Below are 19,874 nucleotides of genomic sequence, written 5' to 3' on the forward strand. Positions count from 1 at the left end.
ATGCGGCAGGTCCTCAACCAGTATCCGGCGCACCGCGACGACATCGCCGATCTCGTCACCCGCCGTCCGCTACCGGGGCCGGGCCTGCAGCAGGTCGACCCGTTCCTGTTCCTCAACCATCACGGCCCGCAGACCTATCGCCCGGGCAACACCGGTCTGCCGTTCGGCCCGCATCCGCATCGCGGCTTCGAGACCGTCAGCTTCATCGTGAAGGGTGAGATGGCGCATCTCGACAGCGGCGGCCACGAAAGCGTCATCCGCGCCGGCGGCGTCCAGTGGATGACCGCCGGCTCGGGCCTGATCCACGCGGAAATCTCGCCCGCATCGTTCAAGCGCGACGGCGGCCCGCTGGAAATCCTGCAACTCTGGGTCAATCTCCCCGGCCGGCTCAAGATGACAAAGCCCGCCTATACCGGCCTCCAGCGCGAGGACATTCCCGCGGTCCCGGTCGACGGCGGCATAGTGAACCTGATCTCGGGCCGCTTCGGAGACCAGCACGGCCCGATCGAGTCGCTGACCGGGGTCGCGATGATGACCATCGAACTCGAAGCCGGCGCGAAGGTCGACCTGCCGGCACCTAGTGGGCGCGCGGTCTTCTTCTACGTCGTCGCCGGCGCCTCCTCGGCCAACGGCACGCAGATCAAGCCTCACCACCTCGCCACGTTCGCGCCGGACGGGGACACCATCACCGTCATGACCGAAGCCCCCGCCACGATCCTCTACGGCCACGCCGATCCGATCGGCGAACCGGTCGTCTCCCACGGCCCCTTCGTCATGAACACCCGCGAGGAAATCGTCCGCGCGATCGAGGACTATAATGCCGGCCTGTTCGGCAAGCCGCCGGTCATTCGTTAGGGCGCTTTCCGCACCGGCGGCAGCGCGGCACAGATGTCCGCGCCGCCCGCCGGCACCGTGAAGAACGGCCCCGCCCGGTTCTCGCGCGACGCGATCCAGGCGACGAACCGCGCATTGTCCGCCGCGCGATACTGGAAATGGGGTCGCTGGGCGGCAGGCAGCTCGCTCGCGAGGCGGGCGGACACGATCGGGCTACGCTCGCCTTCCGCCTTGTAGAAACCGAGATCGCCCGTCCCCGCGGGAGCGACGACAGCCACTCGATTCCGTCGATCACCCGGCCCACCACCGCGATGTTGCGGTCCAGCGCGCGCGGCGAATGGCCGATCACGGTATACAGCTCCGCGCCACTCCCCGTGCTCGGCGCCAGATCGCGCGCGACGCCGACCATGCCGTAGCAATGCGGCAGCCACTCGGTCGCGCCATTGCCCGCCAATGGCCAGCCGTCGCGGCTGTATCCCGCCCATTCGGCATAGGGATCGCGCTGCGATAGCCGTGCCACCGTCGTCGGCCCGGCATGCGAATATTCCGCCGGCGGGTTGGCGACGACGCCCGCAACCAGCGGTTTCTTCTCGGTCGCATCGCCCCATTGCGCGACGTAATTATCCTGCAACCGGTACACGCTGGTCCCGACATCCCACCAATGCGCCGCCGCAAGCTTGCGAATGTTTGCAACGTGCACGGGCGCATACCGAGGTGCCAGCCGCACGGTAAACCGGTGCCCATTGGCCAGTGTGAACACCAGCAGCTCGTCGTCCGGAACCGCGACCCAATCCGCCGGCAGCGGATCGGACGGCAGCGTGACAGCGACCGGAGCAGCTTGCGCGAGCGCGGCAGCGAGAAGGAGATTCAGCATCCCCGCAGACTGCCCGAGCGCCTCCCCGCACGCAATCGCTTGCACGTACGTGAAACGCGCACTAGCAGACGCCCTTCCAGAGCAATGCGGAGCGGTGGCCGAGTGGTCGAAGGCGCTCGCCTGGAAAGTGAGTATACGTCAAAAGCGTATCGAGGGTTCGAATCCCTCCCGCTCCGCCACCCCTGCCGCGCGCTGGATCGCTGGGAACGGACGACCGCGGCTAGATTCCTCATAATTCGAGCCCCCTGCCCGCCCGGTGGATCGCCCTGTATTCGTCCCCCTTCGCCCGGTAAATCCGCCAGCTCGAATTGCGCCCGTCCCCAGCTTGCCGGCACGATCGCGACCACCTAGCGTGCCCGCCAGAACGACAAGGGGGACACATGGTGCGCAACGGATACATACTGACGGTCGCGGCGCTGTTATCGACGACGGCGTTTGCCCAATCGCCTGCCCCGTCCCCTGCCCAATCGCCCGCAACGCGCATCGTTCCGGATGCGAAGGCACCCAAGGGGCGGCTTTCCGATGCCGCGGTGCCGAAGGCCTACCGGCTCGACCTGACCATCCTTCCCGAAAGCGACGGCTTTGCCGGCCACGACGAAATCGACGTCGTGCTCAAAGCCCGCACGACCAAACTCTATCTGCATGGACGCGATCTCGTCGTCACCAAGGTCTTTGCACGGATCGGCAGCACCATCGTCCCCGCGACCTTCACGCAGGTCGACGCGACGGGTACCGCACGGCTCGATTTCGCCGGCCCCGTTGCGGCCGGTGCCGCCACGCTGGTATTCGACTATCGCGGCAAATTCGGCGACGACGCGTCTGGCCTGTACCACGTCAAGGTCGCCGACCGCTGGTACAGCTGGACCCAGTTCGAGAGCATCGATGCACGTGCCGCGTTTCCGTCCTTCGACGAACCGGGGTTCAAGCAACCGTTCACGGTGAGCGTCACCACCCATCCGGGCATGACGGTCGTGAGCAACAGCCCCGAAACGGGTGTGACGAAAACCGGCGCGGGACTGGAAACGCATCGCTTCGCGCCCACCAAGCCATTGCCCACCTATCTGGTCGCGGTCGATACCGGGCCCTTCGTCAGGCAGTCGGGAATGATCGCGCCGACACCGGAGCGCGCGCATCCCATGGCGCTGGGCGCGGTCGCGACGCAGGCCCAGAAGGACAAGATGGACTATGTGATGGCGGAGACTCCGCGCATCGTGAGCCTGCTCGAGCGCTATTTCGGCGAGCCGTTCCCGTTCCCCAAGCTCGACCAGATCGGCTCGCCGATCATGCCCGGCGCGATGGAGAATGCCGGCGCGGATACCTATGGCGACGGGATCATCTTTCTGGATCGCAACGCCACCACCAGCGACAAGCAGTCGTTCGGCATGATCGTCAGTCACGAATTGGCGCACCAGTGGTTCGGCGATCTCGTGTCGCCCGCATGGTGGAGCGATATCTGGCTCAACGAGAGCTTCGCCAACTGGATGGGCTATCGCATCGGCAACGAGTGGCGGCCCGAGCTTGGCATCGGGGTCGGCGCGATCGCCGAGGGGTTCGGCGCGATGAACACCGACGCGCTGGAGGTCGGGCGCCCGATCCACCAGGCGATCACCGAGAACAACCAGATCGACGCCGCGTTCGACAACATCACGTACGGCAAGGGCGGTCACGTCGTCGCGATGATCGCCGCCTATCTTGGCGACGAGAAGTTCAAGGCCGGCGTACGGCTCCACCTGAAGCGCTATGCTTACGGCAACGCCTCGTCGGAGCAATTCTTCCAGTCGATCGCTGATGCAGGGCATGATCCCAAGTTGCTCGCGGCGCTGACCAGTTTCGTCGACCAGCAGGGCGTGCCGGTGATCGACATACGCCGCGACGGTGGCAAGCTGACCGCAGTGCAGGCGCGCTACACGTTCCTGGGCTCGAAGCCGGCGCCGCTCCAGTGGACGATCCCTTCTGCGTGCGCGTCGACGCCAGCAAGCACTGCACGTTGATGGATGCGAAGACCGCGACGCTGGCGGTCCCGGCCGGACGCGTGCTGATGCCGAACGTCGGCGGCACCGGCTATTACCGGTTCGACCTCGCGCCAGCCGATTGGCAGGCGCTGATCGCCTCGTCCGCCACGCTGTCGCCGGGCGAAGCCATCGCGACCACCGACAGCCTGTGGGCGTCGTTCCGGGCCGGCAAGGCGCCAGCGACGTGGCTGATCGCGCAGGCGCGCGCGATGGCCGACAATCCGGATGCTACCGCCAGCGTGGATCCCGGCGAACGGATTTCCGGCTGGCGCTCGCGCGGCCTGATCGCGCCGGCCTCGCTGCCGGCGTACCGTTCGCTGATGGCGTCGATCTATACGCCGCAATTGACCAAGCTTGGCTTCGATCCCGCGGTCGGCGCGCATGCGAGCGACGATCCCGGACGCCAGAACCTGCGCCATCGGCTGGTCGGACTCGTAGCGGACGACGCGCACGACCCGGCCGTTCGCGCAAAGCTGAAGGATGCGGCCAGCCGCTTCCTCGGCGGCGACGCGGCCGCACTCGATCCAGGCTTCCTGTTCGGCGGCTTGACGGCGTTGGCGCAGGACGGCGGCTTGCCGGTCGCCCGGATGCTCGTCGAGCGCGGGTTGTCCAGCGAGGATTCGACGCTACGATCGAGCGCCCTGGCAGCAGCTGCGTCGAGCGGTCGCGCGGATGTCGCCCAGTACCTGTTGTCGCTCGACGACAAACGCCTGCGTGGCTTCGATCGCCTGCAGTTGATCTTCGGTGTCGTAGGCACGGTCGAGACGCGCGATCTCGGTACCGACTGGGTGCTGGCAAATTATGACCGGCTCGTCGCGGGCGCCAACGGCATCTTCATCACCAGCCGGCTGCCGTCTGCATTCGCCTCGCAATGCGGCGCCGATCGGGCCGCCAGCATCGATGCGAAGATCGGCCCCGTGGTCCGGAAGGCCAATGTCGGTTTGCTGGCCTATCAGCGTGCGCTGGAATCGATCCGGCTCTGCGGGACGCTCAAGGCTGCGAAATCGGGAGAGATCGCGGCGGCCATCACCACCGGCGGCTAGCCGAGATCGCTTGGGAAACGGCTGCGACAAAAGCCGTTTCCCAAGCGCCGCGGACGATCGGGCTTCCGGATGGCACTCGAACCCGAAAACGGGTCAGAACGAAACCTGGAGGCGGCCGATAAGCCGGTCCGTCGCATTGCGCCGATCGGCAAATCGGCTGGCATCGCCCGTGCCGGCAATGTCAGTGCCGGAAATGTCGGTGCCGATGTAATCAACGCCAACCGTCAGTCGATCGCGACGATGTTCGAGCCCGAGCCGCCAGTTGCTGTAGCTTCCGCCCGGTCGGAGCCGCTCGGCGCGAAAGGTATCGCGAACGCTGCCGGACGAATGCCCGAGTTCGGCGAGAACGGTGAGCGGCGTGCCCGGGATACCGGCATTGGCATTCGCATAGAGATACACATTGCTGCCACCGATCGCACGCTGCGACGGTGCACCGATGACACCCAGGGTCGCATAGAGCGGGCCATAGCCGTAGCTTGCCGATACCCCAGCCTCGACATAGTCCGCCTTCGTGCGGGAACCTGCAAAGACATGCCCGATGGCGTCGGTTCGTAACTGAATGGCACCAAGGTCCCAGCCCGTTCCAACCACAAGGTCGACCACCGCATCGGCCCCGTCGTGTCGCACGCTGTCGCGGGTCGTCACCACGCGCGCCGAGGCGTCGAAGCGCCCGACCGGGACGCGGACGTCGGCGCCGAGGGCGGCGCGTCCTTCACTCCAGCTCAGCCCTCGCCGCTCCTCCTCGCTCATCACCTCCAGGGTTGCCGATCGACCACTCTGGGCGAATGCGGGCGCGGCAAGGCCACAGGTTACGGCGCCAATCGCACCCGCCAGTTGCAGGCGCCGGCTCATGATCCCGATCATCCCCCTATCATCCAGCGCGCTGCAGGCCATGAATCCGGTCCAGCTCGGCGCGCAGCATCGTCTCGTCCTCCTGCGCCAGGACTTCGAGGTGCGCTTGCATATCCGCCGTCCTGCTCGCGACTTCCTCCGTGATCGCCCGGTGGCTCGTAGCGCACCAGCCGGGTCGCGTGCCCGACACCACGGGTTCGCTGTCGATGCTACGGACGAGCCTGGTACCCGACGCCGCAACGGCATGGCGCGCCACCGTCATGGTCGCTGCCCAGTCGCAGCGTAGCGACGACGCCCTTCCCCCGGGGCAACCGCGCCCACCTGCTTGTGCGTGATGGCGACATCGCCACGATATTTGACGGCGACCGGACCACTATGGTGATCCACGCGGTTCTGGTGATCGACGGTCATGCCGAGTGCCGCGCCGGTGGCGGCAAGCACCAATCCGGCTGTTACGAGATAGGCCATATTCGCTCTCCTTTGGTCATCCCGATCCATCTTGACCGGTGATGCTGATCCTTGCGGACGATGTTTCTAGAACGACGCTACACGGTCATCGGTTCAGTTCACCTGCAACCGCAAGGCGCGTGCATGAAGCCGATCCTTCACGCTCAACCGCAGTCGCTTCAGCCGAAGAAGCCGCAGGGCATCCGGCATGCGTCGCTTCATCTCGACACGGATCTGATCGTCCAACTGCTTGTGCAACTGGGTTAGTTTGTATGAAAATATGCTCATAGCCGCTCTCCAACCAACGATTGAAAGATCGGATCAGCGCAGATGAGAGGAGGCGAAAGGCCAGGCCTGAACATCGAGCTAACCCGATGCGGTCCGACATCACGTTCGTCCAAAGACAAACGCCAGAGGGGCCCGGCCCGCATCATCAACCTAGTGTTTCCCGGGTCGGGGTCAAGACTGTTGAGCCCAACCGAGCCTGTGTTGACATTACGCGACCGGTCTACGATGTTACTCTCATGTACGCTCCCGCGACACATAAGCGTTTCCGCGACCACGCCGGCCAACTCGCCGCACGGGGTTAGCCCGAGCTCGCGGCTGTTCGCCGTTTGAGTTCGGGCTTTATTCGATCTGACCTTTGGGCGGCGCTCTGCGCGCCCCTGATCTCGAGTAAGCGGAAACGGCACAGTGACAGACAACATATCAAAATCCGAAGACCTCGGCCCGATCAATGCGCAAAACCAGGCCGAAGACCCGCCGCCTCGGATGTTCCTGAGAAAGAGCCCGGGTCACTTCTTTTCCAACAAATTCGATATCGAAATCGTCGAAGAACATTCGAGGTCCGATACCGAATTTCACCAACAAGATCTCCCGAATTGGCTGGACCGCCTCATGGGACTCAATCTCCTGCTCTTGATACTACTCGTCGGCATTCCGGTCCTTGCGTACTGCGTATTGGCGTCGACTACGTAAGGCAGGCCGAGTATCCAGATATCGGTGGATAGGTGGCACGACGCACATGGCGCCCTTCTCGCAACGCGAGGGCCGTGATCGGCAGGGCCGCTCGGTCACCACCTAGACACCGGAACGTGCGCCGTTATGGCCACCCTGGAACCCGGCACAGCGAGAATGCATCATGGTAGCGACAGTCATCACGCCCAGCGGCCCCGGAGCGATGGAAGCCGGACTGATCCTCGACGAGGACGGCCAGCGCTTCGTCGTGCTGACCTTCAAGGAGCCGCAGGGCGAGCCGACCCTGGTCACGTTCACGGTTCCGGTGTTCCAGAACTATGTCCAGCATCTCGTCCGCACCGCCGCCGCCGCCAACGAGGAAGCCAATTGGGGCATTCCCGGCTGACACGGATCCGATGGTCGCACGTCGGCTAGGCCCGCCATCGGCACAGGCTTCGCCGGCGATTCAGCGTCCCAGTGGCGAAGTGGCATAGTCGGCGAGCAACGCTGCCACGTCGTCGTAGATCGCGACCGCACCCGCCGATTGCAGTTGCGCGTCCTTGAACTTGCCCGATCGCACCGCGACTGCGGCGATCCCGCACTTGGCCGCCGCCTCGATATCATAGGGCGTATCGCCGACGACGATGACGCTGCCCGGGTCGATTCCCGGCAGCTTCTTGAGTGCGGTCGCGAAAATGTCGGGCGCGGGCTTGGTCTTCTCGACATCGTCGCTGCTGGTGGTCGCCGCGATCAGATCGCGGGCGTCGAGCAGATCGATATAATGCTCGAGTTCCGCTTCCGACGCCGACGATGCCAGCACGACCTGCTGCCCCGATCCGTGCGCGTGCGCCAACAGTGCGTGCGCCTCCGCGAACGGCTTGGCCGTATCGAGATACTTCGCCTTGAAGATCTGGCCGTGCGTTTCGCCTAGCGCCTCCTGCTGATCCTCGTCGGCGTCAGGCAGCAGGGTCGGGACGAGCATGTCAGTGCCCTTGCCGATCTGGTCATGGATGATCTGTCGATCGAACGTCGCCCCTACGCCTGCAAACGCCTCCTCCCAGGCAAGGACGTGCATGTCGTTGGTATCGACTAGCGTGCCGTCGATATCGAAGAGAATAGCGTTGATCTGCATCTGTGGGCTCCAAATTTTGCCTGAGCGGGTGGCGCTGCCCGTCCAGGCGGCCATGATCGGCGCCTGCTGGACCGCAGCGCTTACGACAAATTGAAACGGCCAAAGATCCGGTTCGGTCCCGTATAGTTTCCCTGCAACCGCAATCATCTAGCCCACCGCGTCTAAGCCTTTACAATCAAACAGCTTATTGAAACGCAAATCGTCATGATCAACATCAATATCTTATCAGCCCTTCATCGAACATTTGCGAGGGCCGAGATCGATATCATCGATCAATATAAAACCCTTGATCGTAATCAGTAAAAAACTCGGCGGTTAAATAGACCACCAAGGAACGATGTCGGGCCTTCGATCGCTATGGATTTCAACGATCCGAGCGAACGGGTTTTGTCACTCAGTATAATTCAACTCCGGCGGCTAATTACCAAGCCCATATCGAACTAAATAACCGGTGCGAAATCCAGAGCGATAATATTACGATAGACATTATTTTATACGCCTAGTTTTCAACTACCAGGCTTTGCGGATCATCGCTTACGGCACCCGTGCAGTCAGTCACATGGCGCCGTATCACCGATACTATTATCAGATCACTACTTAAGGAGACCCTCATGCGTGCACTCGTTTGGCATGGCAAAGGCGACGTCCGCGTCGACACTGTTGCCGATCCCGAAATCAAGCATCCGCGCGATGCGATCATCAAGGTCTCGGCGTGTGCGATCTGCGGATCCGATCTTCACCTGCTCGACGGCTATCAGCCAACGATGCAGGCGGGCGACATCCTCGGCCACGAGAATATGGGCGTCGTGGTCGCGCTAGGCTCCGAAGTCACCAATCTGAAGATCGGCGACCGCGTCGTGGTGCCGTTCACGATCAGTTGCGGCGACTGCTTCTTCTGTCGCAAGGGACTGTTCTCCGCATGCGAGCGGACCAATCCGAACTCCGAGATGGCGATCAAGGCGATGGGCCATTCGCCTGCCGGCCTGTTCGGGTTCAGCCACATGCTGGGCGGCTACTGCGGTGGCCAGGCCGAGTATCTGCGCGTGCCGATGGCCGATATCGGGCCGATCAAGGTTCCCGACAACGTCACGGACGACCAGGCGTTGTTCCTCTCGGACATCTTCCCGACGGGCTATATGGCCGCCGAGAATGCGAACATCGAAGAGGGCGATACGGTCGCGGTCTGGGGCTGCGGCCCGGTCGGGCAGTTCGCGATCCGCTCCGCGCTGATGCTTGGCGCCGGTCGCGTGATCGCGATCGACGAGGTTCCCGAGCGCCTCGCGATGGCCGAGGCCGGCGGCGCGGAGACGATCAACTTCGCCGAAGTCGACAGCGTCTATGACGAACTCCAGTTCCGCACCAAAGGCCGTGGCCCCGACAGCTGCATCGATGCGGTGGGTGCAGAGGCTTCGGCCACGGCGCCATCGACGCGGTGATCGACAAGGTGAAGGCCGCGACCTTCCTCGCGACCGACCGCGTGCATGTCCTGCGCGAGGCGATCATGAGCTGCCGGATGGGCGGCACGATCTCGATCCCCGGCGTCTATGTCGGGATGGGCGACAAGATCCCGATCGGCGCGATGATGAACAAGGGGCTGACGATCAAGACCGGCCAGACCCATGTCCAGGCCTATACCAAGCCGCTGCTCGCGCGGATCGAGGCGGGCGATATCGACCCGAGCTTCGTGGTCACGCATCCGGCCAGCCTCGAGGATGCGCCCGAGATGTACCAGAAGTTCCGCGACAAGCAGGACGGCGTCATCAAGGTCGTACTGCGCCCGTGATGAACCAGGGGACGAAGCGCGCGTGGCGGTTCGTCCCTTACCTGCCCCCTCGATACGGTGAGGAATACGCCATGAGCGACAAGGTCCCGATGCCGGTAAGCGGCAATCCCGATACCAAGGGCGCCCCCGATGGTGTCGGCGCGTCACCCGCAGGCAAGAGCGGCGAGGACGTGCACGGCAGGTCGGCCGGCGGAGAGAGCGGCGGCAGCGCCTATCCCAATCCGCATGCCGGCAAGGTCGCAACGAACACCGGGTTCATGGCACATGGCGGCCAGAGCGACATCGCCTATCACGGTGGCGGACAGGCCGGCGAAGACGGTGGCAGCGCACCCAATGGCGTCGCTGGATCGGACAGCGATACGGGATCAACGATCGCCGCCGACCCGGATGCTGATCGTACTTCACGCGGCCTCGCAGGGGATGGCGGCTCGATCGATGTCGTCGAAACCTCGGGCATCGCCGAAGCCGAGGCGGGTGGCAAGATTGGCACCGATGCCCGCTACGAGGACGAGCAGAAGCATCCCGGCTCCGGCTGACACTCCGTCCGTATCCAATCTCCAACATTAGACCGGGCATGCCGCCCGGCGCAGAAAGAGGATTCCATCATGTCGGCACCCGAAGATCTCAAGGACATCTATACCGACGAGCTGAAGGACCTTTGGTCGGCGAACGACCAGATGAAGAAGGTTCTGAAGAAGATCACCGCGAAGGCCAGCGACGAAGCGTTGAAGACGATGCTGACCAAGTCGCAAGCCGGGATCGAGAAGCACACCGACATCCTGAAGGACCTGATCGCATCGAACGACGAAAAGGTCTCGAAGGAGCATTGCAAGGGCATGGAAGGTCTGGCCGCCGAGGCGACCAAGCATGTCCTCGAGGAAGGACCGGACAAGGGTCTGCTGCTCGACGTGATGATCATCGCGCAATATCAGCGCATGACGCATTACGGCATCGCCGGGTTCGGCACGGCGGCGGCGTATGCCAAGGCGCTCGGTCTCAAGGACGACCACAAGAAGCTGAGCGCGGCCACCAAGGACATCTACGGTGGCGACGAATATATGACGAAGCTCGCCGAGACGAGCGTGAACCTTCAGGCCGAAGACGCCTGAGGCGATGCCCGCCGGCCGGATGGTCGGCGGGCACACCCCGGTTTGATTTTACGATCGGACGACTTTTCTACTTTCTCGCAGTCTTACGACGTCGACGCTGCACCGTATCCGCCACGTCCTACGCCACAGCACAGTAGCGGTTCAGGAAATCCTGGTGCACCGGCAGCTTGGCGACGCGGCCGGCGACGTCGGCGCGGATGTCCTTGAGCGCGCGGGTCAGGTTCGCGTCGGAAATCATGCGGCCCATGCGGTGGAATGCGCGGGGTTCGAGGTTCTGGCCCAGCATGACCTGCACCCAGCTGTCGACGCGAAACAGGTCCTCCGACGCCTGATACGCCTGCGCATCCTGGCGGAAGAGCGCGATCCGTTCGACGAGCGTGTCGGGGAGCCGCATCTCGCGGCACCGACGCCAGAGCGGCTCATCGCGCTGGTTCAGGTGATAATGGAGAATGATGAAGTCCCGAACGCCTTCGGATTCGCGGCGCGACATCGCATTGAAGCGGGCGACCAGCGCGTCGTCGATCCCGTCGAACGGGAAAAGCTGGATCAGCCGCGTGATTGCGATCTTCATCAGGTGGATACTGGTCGATTCCAGCGGCTCGACGAAGCCGCTGGAAAGACCGAGCGCGACGACGTTCTTGTACCACACCTTGCGCCGCGCGCCCGTCCGGTAACGGATCACGCGCGGTTCGGTCAGGACCTCGCCTTCGACATCGGCCAGTAGCTTTGCACGCGCCTCGTCGTCGGACAGACAGTCGCGGGGGTAGACGATGCCATTGCCGACGCGGTGCTGGAGCGGGATGCGCCAGCGCCACCCTGCCTCGTGCGCGATGGCGCGGGTGTACGGCACGGCCGGTCCGACCGAGGCGGTCTGCACCGCGATCGCGCTGTCCGTCGGCAGCCACTGCGTCCAGTCGTCATACCCGGTCTGCAGCGCCTGTTCGATGAGCAGGCCGCGAAAGCCGGTGCAGTCGAGGAACAGGTCGCCCTCGATCCGCACGCCCGAGTCCAGCACCAGCGCCTCGACGAAGCCGGTCTCGCCATTCTGCTCCACGCGCTCGATCCTGCCCTCGACGCGGCGAACGCCTGCGGGTTCGGACAGTTCGCGGAGGAAACGCGCATAGCGCCCCGCATCGAGATGATAGGCGTAGTTGATCCGGGCGTCTTTTCCGGTTGCGAAACGCTCGGAGTCGGCGGCCCTCAGTTCGAAGCAATAGTCGCCAAGGGGGTCGGCCAGGCCACGCTCGCGGGCGTGCAGCCATAGATGGTGGAAATCACCCATCCAGGTCGATGCCCGCCCGATCGTGCCGAAGGAGTGGATGTAGCGCTCGCCTGCACGCCCCCAGTTTTCGAACGAGATCCCCAGTTTGAAGCTCGCCTGCGTGGCGCGCATGAACGCCTGTTCGTCGATGCCGAGGAAATTGTGGAAGGTTCGCGAGGTCGGGATCGTCGACTCGCCGACGCCGACCGTTCCGATGTCCTCGGACTCGACGAGAGTGATATCGAGCAGCGGCCCGAGTTGCTTGACCAGCGCCGCCGCCGCGATCCAGCCGGCCGTGCCGCCGCCGGCGATCACCACTCTCCGCACGCCCCGATTGTCCACGCGCATCGTCTCCATCACCGGTTGAGCCGAGACAGCAGCATCGCCCGAAGTCGCCGCGCGCCGGTTTCGTCGAGGCGAGCGAGCGGCCCCTCGCCGCGTCCGGCAGGTGCGCGGACGGCCGATCCGCGGGCCCGAAAAGATAATAGTCGAAGAGCGCCGCCCAGGCCCGCTTCTCGGTATCAGGCCGGTCCCGCAGGCTGAGCATGCCGTGAAGCACCGTGGTCATCGGTGAATCCAGATAGGCCGGCGCATCGTTCCACCAGAAATTGACCATCACGTTGAAGTCGGCCAACGCCTCGACATGGTGCCACCACAGCGCGGGGTAGACGACCGCGTCGCCGGGCCCGAGTTCCGCCACCTGCGCCGCCTCGACCGCGTGCGCGAAGTTCGGGAAGCGTTCGAGGTCGGGATCGCGGAAATCGACCAGCGAGACCACTTGCCCGCCCGGCGTGGGCTCGAGTGGGCCGGGATAGAGATTTGCGACCTGCTCGGGCGGGAACAGCGTGAAGCGCCGGGCGCCGACCGCCACGCAGGCGATGTTGTTCGACATGTCGTAATGCGCGGCCGCCGTCGTGCGGTTTCCGATCCAGATGCTTTTCACCACGCGCGCAAAACAGGGATCGGTCAGCGCCAGATCGTTGCCCGCGTCCGTGAAGCCGGGGAAATAGCCGTCAAGATCGGTCGAGCCGACATAATAGGACGGGATGTCGGTTTGGCCGAGTCCGGCGAGCATTCGGCCGAGATACGCGTCGAGCTGAACGCGTTCGCGATCGAAGGCGAGCTTCGTCAGGGTGTCGTCGTAGAAATAGCGCCCGCCGGCTTCGGGGCGCGCGGTGTAGCCCGCGGCCGGACGGCCGTTGTAGAACGACAGGAGATACGCCGCGGCTGCCTGAGGCGTGCGGTGCTCTGCCTCGACCAGCGGCCAGTCCCGTGCCAGCCCGCGCACGACCACCGGCTCGTTGCCGGCGATCAGCGCCGCAAAATCAACGGCGCCGACCGCTCGCGCGTCGATCTCCCGCACGCTGCGGTCGGTGATCGGACGGTCGGAACCGAACGATGTCATGCCAGCAGCCGCTTGCGATTCTTGCGGTCGATCAAATACTGGATATTGCCCAGCGAGGATGCCGCCATCGTCGCGGCCCGGAGCAGGCCGCTCCGATGAAGCGCCTCCAGCGATTCCCCGGACAGGTCGGCCAGCGCGGATTGATCGATGGTGAGGAGATCGGGCAGTTCGTAACCATCCTCCTCGCTCAGGCTGATCTGAATATCGACGGGTTGCAGCAGCCCGGCGTCCTCGAACTCGGCATAGATCGCCGGTGCGCTGGTCACGCCTTCATGAAGGACGCGCAGCACGCTCGCGATGTGGTCGAGGAGCGGCGCGTTGCCGCCGTGTTCGAGAAACACCGGCAGGCCGTCGACTGCGCCGACCCGCGCATCCGCGAGGTCGATATAGACCAGCGGATCGCCCTGGCTCTCACCATCGGACCGGCTGGTGTCAATGCCGATGGAAAAGGGCCCGCGCCGCTGCACCGCCGGGACATAGTCGCTTGTCCAGCGGCCATCCTCGAGGAACAGGTTCTCGTCGCGATCGAGGCCGAGCAGGGCATAGGCCTGAATACCGCCCTCCTCCCGCCGAAAGACGATCGGGAACGAGCGCTGGGCCTCCTCGAATTCCGACGGGTAGATCGGGAGCTGGTTTACGCTATCGCCGTACTCCGCGCCGGGGCGGATCGCGACCCGCAGATCGGCGTGCTCGACATTGTTCAACAATACCGGGTTCGACGATGTTGAGTTGGACGATGTTGGGTTCGACATTACGGGGTCATCTATTCGCTATCGCTTGCTGGAGTAACGGCGCGATTACAGCCGCCTGGCACGGGATTACAGCACGGCATCGGCTGCGCTCCAAAGAAAAGGGTCGCTATCGACAGCGACCCCTTCCCTTTCATCCGCCGACGATCAGAAGCGATACCTCGCACCCAGCAGGTAACGCGGCTTGAGTTCCTGCGCGAAGACGAGGTTCTCCTTCGTTCGCCCATATTGCCGAACGCTCTCGCTCGTCAGGTTGATCGCCTCGAGCGACAAGGCGATGTTTTCGTTGATGTCGTAGCTGATGTTCGCATCGAGCGTCCCGAATGCCGCCGTGAACAGCGGGTTTCGCCCTTCGCCCTGGTTGGTCGCCTGCAGGTATTTGGCCCGCCAGTTGTACGCGATGCGTGCCGAAAGCCCGTTCTTGTCGTAGATCAGCGTGCCATTCGCGCTGTCGCCGAGGCCGGTCAGCGCGAAGATGTTGACCGTCGGATCCGCATAGGGATCCACGTTCACATTGCCGTCCACCTTCGTGTAGGACGCCGCGAAGCCGAAGCCGGTGTCGCCGAAGAAGTTCGTCCAGGCCACTTCGAAGCCGTGGATCTTGCCTTCGCGGTTGTTGAGTGGCTGCGACACCGCCAGGACGAGCAACGGATCGTTCGCACCCGCCGTGATGTCCACGGCGCCCGATATCGCATCGGCGAACTGCTGATTGACCGTCGTCCCCGTGGCGTTTGCCCGGAAGGTCGCGTCTGCCGCCGCCACGTTGCCGCCATTCTGCACGAGCAGCGCGGTGTAGGTGAACAGATTGACGTCGGACTGGTCGAAATTACCGTTTCTCAACTGCGAGAGCGCGGTTCCGGAAAGCGTGCCGGCCGCACCGGAGCTTGGATCGCGCAACCCGAACAGGTTCTGGTTGGTGATACCCGTGCCGATGAAGTTGCGAACGCGCTTGTCGAAGAAGCCGACCGAGACGAAGCTCGAAGGCTTGTAATACCATTCGATCGACGCATCGAAATTGTCCGATACCAGAGGCAGCAGCGCCGGATTCTGGGCAGTACCGCCGCCAGTGCCCCCGAGTGCCACCGGGCGCGGTGGCTGCTGGACGGTCGCCGTCGCGAACAGATTGCCGTAGGGCGCACGCGCCAGCGTCCGGCCGAACGATACGCGGGCCTTCACGTTGCGGACGACCTCGATGTTGAAGTCGACCGATGGCAGAAGATTGCTGTAGCCGCCGCGTCCGGGAACGAGATTGGTCTCGCTCGGCACCTGCACGAAGAAGTCGTTGTCCGCCGTCCAGATCACCGCGGTAGGCACCGCCTGGAGTGCGGTCGAGCGCGACTTCGTCCGTTCATAGCGTGCACCGATCAACAGATTGGCCCGGCGACCGGCGATCTCGCCTGCCCAAGTCAACTGGCCGAAGACCGCCCAGGTCTTTTCCCGGACCGTGTCGTTCACGTTGCCGCTGCCGCTGACCTGATGCACCCTGGGAGCGCCGGCCGGAAGCTGGGAATCGATGTCCAGATAATAGGGCTGGAAGATGTTCAGCAGGTCGACTGCATTCCCACGAAACGCCGTAAGCGACGAGCCCGAGGAGTTCGGGTTATACTTGTCGAACTTGCACGTCAGACAATAGGTCGTGAGAAGATCGCCCGCGATCCGTTCGGGAACGCCCGTGTCACCGATACCCCAGTCGCCAAGCGTCTGCTGCGTCTGCTGGCTGCTCGACTGCATCTTCGTGTCGATATAATTGCCGCCGAAGTCGAAGCGACTGCCCTCGCCGAGATCCCAACTGATCTGCGCCCGGCCTTCGTTGATGCGCTGGCTTTGACGCGACGTGATCGTGCGCGCCACCTGCGTACCGACATCGCCGACGTCGAGGACGCCGTTGCCGTTGCCCTTGACCACGTCGTTGATCGTAATCGCCTGTTGCGGGAACCCGGTCGTGAAATCGACCGAATGAGACGCGATGACCGGTGCGCCGAGCGACAGCAAGGTCGCGGACGTGCCGTTGCTGTTGTCCGGGGTCGACTTAGAGGTCGAGTGATGACCGTCGAGGGTCAGCGTAAGATTGTCGGCGAACCCCCATTTCGCGTTGCCGCCGAACGATTTCAGCTCGGTCTGCGTCGCGTATTGCTGCTGCTCGAACCCCCGTCCTTGACGGGATTCTCGTTCTCCTGGATGAAGACGGCGCTCGCCATCTGCGTGTTGTTGTCGAACGTCACCTGGTTGAACGGCCGGTTGAACCAGTTGGTCTGCTCGCTGCGCTGCTCGCGCAGCTTGTTGCGCGCATAGAGTCCGTCGAGCGTGAATTCGAGCGTTTCGGTCGGCTTGAACTGCAGCACCGCCTGGCCGTTGATGCGCTCGCGACGGTTCTCGGACAGGGCATAGCGGCTGTCGTTGGGGATCAGCACGTACGGCGTCGTCGGCCGATTGGTGACGACCGTCGTGGCGGTGACATAGGTCGTGCTGCCGAAGAAGGTCTCCGTCGGCACCACGTTCCAATAGTTCGGATTGGAGCTCACCGACGCGGATTCACGGAGCTGATAGCTGCCGAATACGGCCGCACCGAACGTACCGGCCTCGTTCTTCCAATTGAGAATACCCGAAGCCTCGGGCGTCACGCGGTGCTTCTTGCTTTCGGCGTCCTCGATCGAGCTGTCGTACAGCGCCTTGCCGCCGATCGAACCCGAGAAGCCGCTTTCGCGCGAGTCGAGCGGCTTGCGGGTGACGATGTTGATCGTTGCACCGATCCCGCCCGACGGGACGGTTGCGCGGCCCGTCTTGTAGACCTCGAGCGTGCTCACGCCTTCCGATGCGAGGTTCTGGAAGTCGAACGACCGGCCGGTGCCACGCGCGAACGCGTTGCCGCCGCTGGTGTCGACGTTGGATGCGGGCATCTGGCGCCCGTTGACGGTCACGAGGTTGAAGTCGCCCGAGAAGCCGCGGACGGCGACCTGCGATCCTTCGCCGTTCACGCGGTTGATCGACACGCCGGTGATGCGCTGCAGCGACTCGGCGAGGTTGGTGTCCGGGAACTTGCCGATATCCTCGGCCGAGATCGCGTCGACGACGCCCGCCGAGTTGCGCTTGATGTCGATCGCGCGGTTCAGCGAGGCGCGGACGCCGGTGACGATGATATCGGTGGACGTATCGACCGTCGATCCCGCGTCGTTCGGCGCGTTGACCTGCGCGACCGCGGGCGAATCCTCACTGCCCGGCTGCGCATTGGTGGCCGGTGCGTTCGTGTCGATGCCGGCCCCGGACTGCGCCATCGCAGGCACCGCCAGGCACAACGACATCGCGCCAACCGACGTCGTGCATCCGAGCGCGACTAAAAACGTGCGTCCCCTCATAAATCCTCTCCCCTTTTACGGCGGCCCTGGTCGCCAAGTCTCCGGCCGGTGTTTTCCCGGCTCGTGGTACCGCTATCACTTCGTCATAAGTTGTCAAATGATATTGCGCCACATCTGAACCGAAACCGATTAATCCTTGCAATTAAACAACACGGATCAACTGGCGCAGGCACGTTGATCATGATGCCACGCCCTACGATCGCAGGACTCCGCCTTCAGTGGAAAACTAACTCAGGTTTCAGTGGGCCTCGACACCTCCGATTTACTCCATCCAGTCCATCATTAAACAAACTAAGTTTCTTAATGTCTGGACCGATTGCTCAAGATATTCTTTGGAGCGATCGTATACAGTATCGTGGAGCGATGCCGGCTAGGTCCAAGCGTACTACACGCGAGCGTGGCACAGCATGTGGAGACCGTTATTGCCTCGGCGGGACTGGAGCCATGGCGAATACGCTTCCCCGCTTGCAGGCGATCGGCATCTCCGAAACCGAGAAAACCAAACACATCATGGAGATCCAGGCAGAAAGAACCGCGCTAGTCGTCCGCGGCGAACGTCACGAAGACGTTCGCGGTCAACCGGCCCGTGCGGGGATCCGGGCTCAACACGCATGATGCCGGCACATATCCCGAGTGAAGCACGCAGCTCCGATACGCCACGAGCCGGTTGAACCCGGCCGATACGCGCGCAGTCCGTTCGAACCAGGGAGCGCCGGTGTCGACATATCCCGACGCGGCGCCCTCGTTCGCCCTACTCGCGTTGTAGCGTGGCAACCGATGCTCGCTCAACGTCTCGAAACCCGTGGCACGGTGCCGAAAGAACGTGGTGCCGCCAAACGCCTCGCCGCAGAGATAGTGGAGAATGGCGAACTGATAGGGATTGGTTGAATCGACATGAGGCGCACGCTGCACGGCGGACAGCGCATCATCGGACAAGGTCACGATGGAGAACGCACCCTCCGCCTTGACAGGCCTGATCCGACCAAGCGAAAACGCCTCCGAAATCGGCCCGGCGAGCACTTCCACGATCGTCCTGATATAGTCGCGCGGCAAGCTCGCCCTTAACCCCGGATAGCCCCCGGTGGCACTATAGGCCGGCAGGAACGTACTTGAAGCCGCCAAGTCGACCAGCCCTCGCGGCTGTTGAAAAGCGGCGTCGGATTCGAGCAAGACCTCCCCTTCGACCCCGACTGCCCTGGCCGTCAGTTTAGACCGGGCCAGCGCAAAGGAGGTCACCGCGAATACCCCGAAATGCTGCTGCCAAAAGTCATAACCCGGAGAGCCTACTATCCTTTCCGGCGGCAGGACAACTCGACCTGTTCAACGCCGAACGAATACGCTTGGTTACCGTAGCAAGCTGACGTGCTAGAATGCAGCCCGTACGAAGCGCAACCCGCGATCGACGAGTCCCAGCACCGACCGGAACTACGCCCGCGTGAATTCATTCCGACCCGCGCCGACCCGATCAACCCGTTGCGCGATAGTTCAGCGAGCAGCCCGCGGCGCCGCTAGCACTGCCTAAGTGCTAATTTTGCCGTTTTGCCTTTACGCCGGGCTGCCCGCCGACGCTTAATCGGAAGCTGCCGAGTGCGGCGCGCTTTATGATTACTTTATCATTCGCCCGAGGCCGCCGCGCGATTATGTAGTCGTCGGTCTGCGTCCACCGTGCACCGTCTGCGAGCACGAAGCTCCATCGACCGGCGTCATCCACAGACGCGCTCGTCAGCGTCGTTTCGATCTGCGGAAGATCGTTGCCGCTACCGAAGAGGCCGGTGTTGGGAAGACTGACGCCGAACAAGCTGCGACGTGTTTCGCGCACTTGTTGCTGATCGATAACGACAACGACCTTGTTGGTCTCTGCTGCGTCCAGTGCGGCTACCGATTTATCGAAACACGCGAGGCGGGCAGCAGGGTCTGCTACCGCCCGGCACTGCGTTACCGCCGTCAGCAAAGGCGCCCGCTCTGTATTGCGCGGTTTGGCAGCGCTCGCCGTCGTTGCGATTGCCGCGACCCCGATCAAGCCGGTGATTGTCGACTTCAGCGCGACCCGCATATCGTCCCCT

18 protein-coding genes, 1 tRNA gene and 3 pseudogenes are annotated in these 19,874 nt (G+C 63.5%); 8 read left to right on the plus strand and 14 right to left on the minus strand.

The features are described from left to right. Positions 1–855: a pirin family protein gene (locus AC0IX7_RS13550; protein WP_471812333.1), complete on the plus strand. Its 855-nt coding sequence runs from the start codon at positions 1–3 to the stop codon at positions 853–855. Here AC0IX7_RS13550 and AC0IX7_RS13555 read toward each other — a convergent pair. Further along, on the minus strand, positions 845–1,708 hold the full coding sequence (locus AC0IX7_RS13555) for a peptidylprolyl isomerase (RefSeq protein WP_471812335.1): 864 nt from the start codon (positions 1,706–1,708) through the stop codon (positions 845–847). The genes AC0IX7_RS13550 and AC0IX7_RS13555 overlap by 11 nt on opposite strands. Before the next feature lie 88 nt (positions 1,709–1,796). Here AC0IX7_RS13555 and AC0IX7_RS13560 point away from each other — a divergent pair. From AC0IX7_RS13560 to AC0IX7_RS13570, 3 genes are all read left to right on the plus strand, one after another. After that, a tRNA-Ser gene (locus tag AC0IX7_RS13560) sits at positions 1,797–1,887 on the plus strand. Positions 1,888–2,091: 204 nt separating this feature from the next. Further along, positions 2,092–3,699 (plus strand): M1 family metallopeptidase, encoded by a 1,608-nt coding sequence (locus AC0IX7_RS13565; protein WP_471812336.1) that lies wholly within the window; start codon positions 2,092–2,094, stop codon positions 3,697–3,699. After that, positions 3,666–4,763, plus strand: coding sequence for an ERAP1-like C-terminal domain-containing protein (locus tag AC0IX7_RS13570; RefSeq protein WP_471812338.1), 1,098 nt, complete (start codon positions 3,666–3,668; stop codon positions 4,761–4,763). Before AC0IX7_RS13565 ends, AC0IX7_RS13570 begins: the two co-directional genes overlap by 34 nt. 93 nt (positions 4,764–4,856) lie before the next feature. Here the strand turns inward: AC0IX7_RS13570 and AC0IX7_RS13575 are convergent, their stop codons facing one another. The 5 genes from AC0IX7_RS13575 to AC0IX7_RS13595 form a co-directional block, all read right to left on the minus strand. After that, entirely contained in the window at positions 4,857–5,627 is a 771-nt protein-coding gene (locus AC0IX7_RS13575; protein WP_471812340.1) for a TorF family putative porin, read from the minus strand. 7 nt (positions 5,628–5,634) lie between these two features. Then, positions 5,635–5,877 (minus strand): hypothetical protein, encoded by a 243-nt coding sequence (locus tag AC0IX7_RS13580; RefSeq protein ID WP_471812342.1) that lies wholly within the window; start codon positions 5,875–5,877, stop codon positions 5,635–5,637. Next, entirely contained in the window at positions 5,874–6,083 is a 210-nt protein-coding gene (locus tag AC0IX7_RS13585) for a hypothetical protein (protein ID WP_471812344.1), read from the minus strand. Before AC0IX7_RS13585 ends, AC0IX7_RS13580 begins: the two co-directional genes overlap by 4 nt. A gap of 93 nt (positions 6,084–6,176) precedes the next feature. Then, positions 6,177–6,350: a DUF465 domain-containing protein gene (locus AC0IX7_RS13590; RefSeq protein WP_187503703.1), complete on the minus strand. Its 174-nt coding sequence runs from the start codon at positions 6,348–6,350 to the stop codon at positions 6,177–6,179. A 420-nt stretch (positions 6,351–6,770) separates the two neighbouring features. Next, positions 6,771–6,926, minus strand: coding sequence for a hypothetical protein (locus AC0IX7_RS13595; RefSeq protein ID WP_471812345.1), 156 nt, complete (start codon positions 6,924–6,926; stop codon positions 6,771–6,773). 277 nt (positions 6,927–7,203) lie between these two features. Between AC0IX7_RS13595 and AC0IX7_RS13600 the strand changes: the two genes are divergently transcribed. Further along, positions 7,204–7,425, plus strand: coding sequence for a hypothetical protein (locus tag AC0IX7_RS13600; protein WP_187503705.1), 222 nt, complete (start codon positions 7,204–7,206; stop codon positions 7,423–7,425). A gap of 60 nt (positions 7,426–7,485) precedes the next feature. Here the strand turns inward: AC0IX7_RS13600 and AC0IX7_RS13605 are convergent, their stop codons facing one another. Continuing rightward, a complete protein-coding gene (locus tag AC0IX7_RS13605) occupies positions 7,486–8,151 on the minus strand; it encodes an HAD family hydrolase (protein ID WP_471812347.1) in 666 nt (221 codons plus the stop codon). A 611-nt stretch (positions 8,152–8,762) separates the two neighbouring features. Between AC0IX7_RS13605 and AC0IX7_RS13610 the strand changes: the two are divergent. The 3 genes and pseudogenes from AC0IX7_RS13610 to AC0IX7_RS13620 all read left to right on the plus strand — a co-directional run bounded on the left by AC0IX7_RS13610 (position 8,763) and on the right by AC0IX7_RS13620 (position 11,043). Further along, positions 8,763–9,934, plus strand: a pseudogene (locus AC0IX7_RS13610) (zinc-dependent alcohol dehydrogenase). A gap of 71 nt (positions 9,935–10,005) precedes the next feature. Further along, positions 10,006–10,470, plus strand: a complete 465-nt coding sequence (locus AC0IX7_RS13615; protein ID WP_471812349.1) for a hypothetical protein — start codon at positions 10,006–10,008, stop codon at positions 10,468–10,470. A gap of 69 nt (positions 10,471–10,539) precedes the next feature. Beyond that, entirely contained in the window at positions 10,540–11,043 is a 504-nt protein-coding gene (locus tag AC0IX7_RS13620) for a YciE/YciF ferroxidase family protein (protein WP_471812351.1), read from the plus strand. A 118-nt stretch (positions 11,044–11,161) separates the two neighbouring features. Here AC0IX7_RS13620 and AC0IX7_RS13625 read toward each other — a convergent pair whose 3' ends face one another. From AC0IX7_RS13625 to AC0IX7_RS13655, 7 genes and pseudogenes are all read right to left on the minus strand, one after another. Next, the gene (locus tag AC0IX7_RS13625; RefSeq protein ID WP_471812353.1) at positions 11,162–12,652 is read right to left on the minus strand and encodes a tryptophan halogenase family protein; all 1,491 of its coding nucleotides are present in this window, start codon (positions 12,650–12,652) and stop codon (positions 11,162–11,164) included. 298 nt (positions 12,653–12,950) lie between these two features. Next, positions 12,951–13,709 (minus strand): annotated as a pseudogene (locus tag AC0IX7_RS13630) (cupin-like domain-containing protein); the annotation flags it as partial. Next, the gene (locus AC0IX7_RS13635; RefSeq protein ID WP_471812354.1) at positions 13,706–14,413 is read right to left on the minus strand and encodes a SapC family protein; all 708 of its coding nucleotides are present in this window, start codon (positions 14,411–14,413) and stop codon (positions 13,706–13,708) included. The pseudogene AC0IX7_RS13630 and the gene AC0IX7_RS13635, both read right to left, overlap by 4 nt. A gap of 192 nt (positions 14,414–14,605) precedes the next feature. Next, entirely contained in the window at positions 14,606–16,960 is a 2,355-nt protein-coding gene (locus AC0IX7_RS13640; protein WP_471812356.1) for a TonB-dependent receptor, read from the minus strand. A gap of 302 nt (positions 16,961–17,262) precedes the next feature. Next, positions 17,263–17,811, minus strand: a pseudogene (locus AC0IX7_RS13645) (TonB-dependent receptor plug domain-containing protein); the annotation flags it as partial. Positions 17,812–18,348: 537 nt separating this feature from the next. Then, a complete protein-coding gene (locus AC0IX7_RS13650) occupies positions 18,349–19,047 on the minus strand; it encodes a DUF6445 family protein (protein WP_471812358.1) in 699 nt (232 codons plus the stop codon). 289 nt (positions 19,048–19,336) lie between these two features. Continuing rightward, positions 19,337–19,864, minus strand: a complete 528-nt coding sequence (locus tag AC0IX7_RS13655; protein WP_471812360.1) for a hypothetical protein — start codon at positions 19,862–19,864, stop codon at positions 19,337–19,339. Between the last annotated feature and the right edge of the window lie 10 nt (positions 19,865–19,874).

This window comes from Sphingomonas sp. AC411 (genome assembly GCF_979253035.1).